This is a genomic window from Bacillus sp. JJ1503 (genome assembly GCF_036965125.1).
Taxonomy (GTDB): Bacteria; Bacillota; Bacilli; order Bacillales; family Cytobacillaceae; genus Cytobacillus.
Genome location: NZ_JBALOZ010000281.1, coordinates 13,889 through 18,404, shown reverse-complemented (window position 1 = coordinate 18,404; position 4,516 = coordinate 13,889). Strand labels below are relative to the sequence as shown.

General features: G+C 42.0%; 3 protein-coding genes. All 3 read right to left on the bottom strand.

All coding sequences use genetic code 11. The features are described from left to right. Positions 1–302: 302 nt before the first annotated feature. The 3 genes from rsmG to mnmE all read right to left on the bottom strand — a co-directional run bounded on the left by rsmG (position 303) and on the right by mnmE (position 4,461). Positions 303–1,019: a 16S rRNA (guanine(527)-N(7))-methyltransferase RsmG gene (gene rsmG / locus V7149_RS20145; protein WP_335347378.1), complete on the bottom strand. Its 717-nt coding sequence runs from the start codon at positions 1,017–1,019 to the stop codon at positions 303–305. Positions 1,020–1,055: 36 nt separating this feature from the next. Beyond that, complete coding sequence (gene mnmG, locus V7149_RS20140) at positions 1,056–2,945, bottom strand: tRNA uridine-5-carboxymethylaminomethyl(34) synthesis enzyme MnmG (RefSeq protein ID WP_335347377.1); 1,890 nt, start codon at positions 2,943–2,945, stop codon at positions 1,056–1,058. A 130-nt stretch (positions 2,946–3,075) separates the two neighbouring features. Beyond that, on the bottom strand, positions 3,076–4,461 hold the full coding sequence (gene mnmE / locus V7149_RS20135; RefSeq protein WP_335347376.1) for a tRNA uridine-5-carboxymethylaminomethyl(34) synthesis GTPase MnmE: 1,386 nt from the start codon (positions 4,459–4,461) through the stop codon (positions 3,076–3,078). Positions 4,462–4,516 lie beyond the last annotated feature (55 nt).

Below are 4,516 nucleotides of genomic sequence, written 5' to 3'. Positions count from 1 at the left end.
GAACAATATGATCTATGGGGATTTTCTTAATTTCCTCATATTCCCCAATCTTCTCAACATCTATTTCTTCTTGTTTTTCTATTTCAACTTGTTCTCCCTTTTCGCCTAGGCCAAAAAAGCGTGAAAAAGAATGCTTCATCACCCTGCACCACCTTTACGAAACTCCCTATTACATATTCTCTATAAAATTGACAAGTCCTGCTGAAAATCAGGATTTTATTTTTCCAATTATCTTAAATGAGACATGGAACCTGTACCCTTATCCCTACTAATTATGCCACAATTCTTTGAAAAGTGTAATCCTATTCAATTGGAGTCTTGTTTGGGGTACCTGGTTTCCTAGGATATTTTTTGGGTGTAGCCTTTTCTTTGTGAATAATTAATAGATTGCGTTCGCTATCTTCCTGTGGGAGCGTGAAAGAAAATGATTGATGAAGTTTTCCACCTAGGATGAAAATGGCCTTTTTCCCCACTTCTAGTTCTTCATCAGCACTAGCACCCTTCATCGCGATAAATGTACCGCCGACTTTTACTAGCGGCATACATAGCTCGCTTAAAACAGAAAGCCTTGCAACTGCACGGGCAGTAACGACATCATATGATTCACGGTGCTCTTTTTTCTGACCAAATGTTTCCGCTCGGTCATGAATTAATTGAACGTCCTTTAAGCCAAGTTCCTTTGTTAAATGCTCTAAGAAGCCAATCCGTTTATTAAGAGAATCGACAATCGTAACCCGCAGCTCTGGAAATGCAATTTTAATTGGAAGACTTGGGAAACCCGCTCCTGCTCCTACATCGCAAATATGTAATGGCTTCGTAAAGTCAAAATAAAAGGCTGCTGAGATCGAATCATAAAAATGCTTTAAATAAACCTCTGGCTTATCTGTAATCGCCGTTAGGTTCATTTTCTCGTTCCATTCCACTAATAAGGTAAAATATTTCTCATATTGATCTAATTGCTGAGGCGAGAGGGAGATCCCCTTCGCCGCCAGCGCTTCAATAAATTGTTCTGTATTCATTCGCCAATCCTTTCTCAAGCTATGAAATGGCAAGCTTTATTCGTTTGTGACCTTTGCAATTCGGCCCTGTTCAATATAAATAAGCAAAATAGAAATATCGGCAGGATTGACTCCCGAAATTCTAGAAGCTTGTGCAATGGATAATGGCATGACTTCTTTTAAATTATGTCTTGCCTCTTTTGCCAAACCAGTAATCGCGTCATAATCAATATTCTCAGGGATCCTTTTGTCTTCCATTTTCTTTAATCGTTCTACCTGCTGCAATGATTTATCAATATAGCCTTCATACTTAATTTGAATCTCTACTTGCTCTTTTACTTCTTGATCCAGATTTTCTTCCCCAGGAGCGAGCTGCCAAATATGCTCATAGGACATTTCTGGTCTTTTCAGCAGGTCTGAGGCCCGGATTCCGTCTTTTAATTCGCTGCCTCCAAGGCTCTTGATGATTTCCTGAACGTCCTTTGATGGCTTTAAAATAATTCCTTTTAACCGTTCGATTTCATTTTCAATCGATTGTTTTTTAGAAAGGAACTTTTGATAGCGTTCTTCACTGATAAGACCAACAGAATGACCAATTTCCGTTAATCGCAGATCAGCATTATCATGGCGAAGCAATAAGCGGTATTCTGCACGAGAAGTGAGTAATCGATAAGGCTCCTGCGTCCCTTTTGTAATCAGGTCATCAATCATAACCCCGATATAGGCATCCGAACGGCTCAAAATGACCTCTTCCTTGTCAAATACGTTCATAGCCGCATTGATTCCAGCCATGAGGCCCTGTGCACCTGCTTCTTCATAGCCTGATGTTCCATTAATTTGCCCAGCTGTATATAAATTCTTTACCCTCTTCGTCTCTAATGTTGGCCAAAGCTGAGTCGGTCTGACGGAATCATATTCAATCGCATAGCCTGCGCGCATCATCTGGGCATTTTCCAAGCCAGGGACACTGCGGATCAAATCATGCTGTACTTCTTCTGGCAAGCTTGTCGATAAGCCTTGAACATAGACCTCTTGCGTATTTCGTCCTTCAGGCTCCAGGAAAATTTGGTGGCGCGGCTTGTCGTTAAAGCGAACAATCTTATCCTCAATGGATGGGCAATAACGCGGCCCCTTTCCTTGGATCATCCCGGAATACATCGGGGAACGATGCAGGTTAGCCTCAATAATTTGGTGTGTGCGTTCACTTGTATAGGTTAGCCAGCATGGCAGCTGGTCTGTTATAAATTTTGTCGTCTCATATGAGAAGGCAAGCGGTGCATCATCACCAGGCTGAATTTCTGTTTTACTGTAATCAATCGTATTGCTGTTCACACGAGGAGGTGTACCTGTTTTAAAGCGTTCTAATTCAAAGCCGATTTCCTCTAGATGCTCAGAAAGCTTGATAGAAGGTTGCTGATTGTTCGGACCGCTTGAATATTTTAGTTCGCCTAGGATGATTTCTCCTCTTAAGAAGGTCCCTGTTGTAATTATTACAGCTTTCGCATGATAAACAGCACCTGTTTGGGTGATCACACCTTTACATACACCATCTTCAATGATTAGTTGTTCAACCATTCCTTGGATAAGAGTAAGGTTTGATTGACTTTCGAGTGCCTTCTTCATTTCATGCTGATAGGCAAATTTATCAGCCTGTGCACGCAACGCTCTGACAGCAGGCCCTTTTCCTGTATTCAGCATGCGCATTTGAATATAGGTTTTATCTAGATTCTTTGCCATTTCGCCGCCTAAAGCGTCTATTTCTCTTACAACGGTTCCTTTTGCCGGACCTCCAATAGAGGGATTACACGGCATAAAGGCAATCATATCTAAATTAATGGTGACGACTAATGTCTTCGCGCCAATGCGGGCAGACGCAAGGCCAGCCTCACAGCCTGCATGACCAGCCCCGACCACAATGACATCATATGTTCCAGCTTCATATGGCATGATGCTGCCTCCTTTTTTTACTTTAGCTTTAGTTTTGGACAAAAATTTCTTGTCCGAATAACGGCCGCATTCGGACAACTTCCTCTGGATTCCGCTTTTCCTGTCCAAATAACAAGAATTAAAAAATCATCTATTTTCCTAAACAGAACTGCGAGAATAACTGGTCAATTAAGCTTTCGTGGACGCTGTCTCCGATGATTTCTCCAAGCAGCTCCCATGTTCTTGTAAAGTCAATTTGTACAATATCAATAGGGGTTCCCATTTCTACTGCCATTAAAGCATCTTCCATTGCACTTAACGCTTGATTCAATAAGGCAATATGGCGAGAATTCGAAACATACGTCATATCCCTTGATTCGATCGAGCCCTCAAAAAAGAGAGAAGCAATCGCTTCCTCCAGCTCATCTACTCCCCTATCCTCTAATAAGGATGTTGTGACAAGCTTATGGTTCCGAGAAAGGTTCCGGACACGATCCATATCAATGCTTTGAGGAAGATCGGTTTTATTCACAATGACGATAACGTCCATACCTTCGACAGCTTTAAATAAATTCTCGTCCTCTTCCGTAAATTCATCAGAGAAATTCAGAACAAGCAAAATAAGGTCCGCTTCCTTTAACACCTGCCGGGACCTTTCAACGCCGATTCGTTCGACTATATCCTCAGTTTCCCTTATCCCTGCTGTATCCAATAAACGTAATGGCACACCGCGAACATTCACATACTCTTCAATCACATCACGAGTCGTTCCAGGAATGTCTGTTACGATCGCCTTATTTTCTTGAACAAGACTATTCAACAAAGAGGATTTTCCTACATTTGGACGCCCTACAATGACGGTCGATAATCCTTCACGTAATATTTTCCCCTGATGCGAGGTACGAAGCAGCTTTTCAATCTCCCCTTTAACATATGAGCCCTTTTCTAATAGGAGCTGATGGGTCATTTCCTCCACATCATCATATTCAGGATAATCAATGTTTACCTCAACATGTGCGAGCGTCTCTAATATTTCCTGACGAAGCTTCCGAATAAGCTTCGAAAGTCTGCCTTCCATTTGTCCAAGAGCCACATTCATCGCCCGATCCGTTTTTGCCCGAATTAAGTCCATGACAGCTTCAGCCTGAGATAAATCAATCCGTCCATTTAAGAAAGCTCTCTTCGTAAACTCCCCAGGCTCCGCAAGTCTAGCCCCATGACTCAGAACAAGTTGAAGCACCCGATTGACAGAAGCAATTCCTCCGTGGCAATTAATTTCAATGACATCCTCTTTCGTGAAGGTTTTGGGACCCTTCATAACCGAGACCATGACTTCTTCAGCTATTTCATTCGTCCTTGGATCGACCATATGCCCATAATGGATCGTATGAGAGGCAACCTCTTTCAGTCTTTTACCGCTAACACCTCTAAACATTTTATCAGCAATCGCAATCGCTTCATCCCCGCTTAACCGAACGATCGCAATCGCTCCCTCGCCCATAGGCGTTGATATGGCTGCAATTGTATCTAATTCCATTACACTCCACCTCTTTTCATTAAAAGCTTTATTTATCTATAAAGTGAAACTTCAA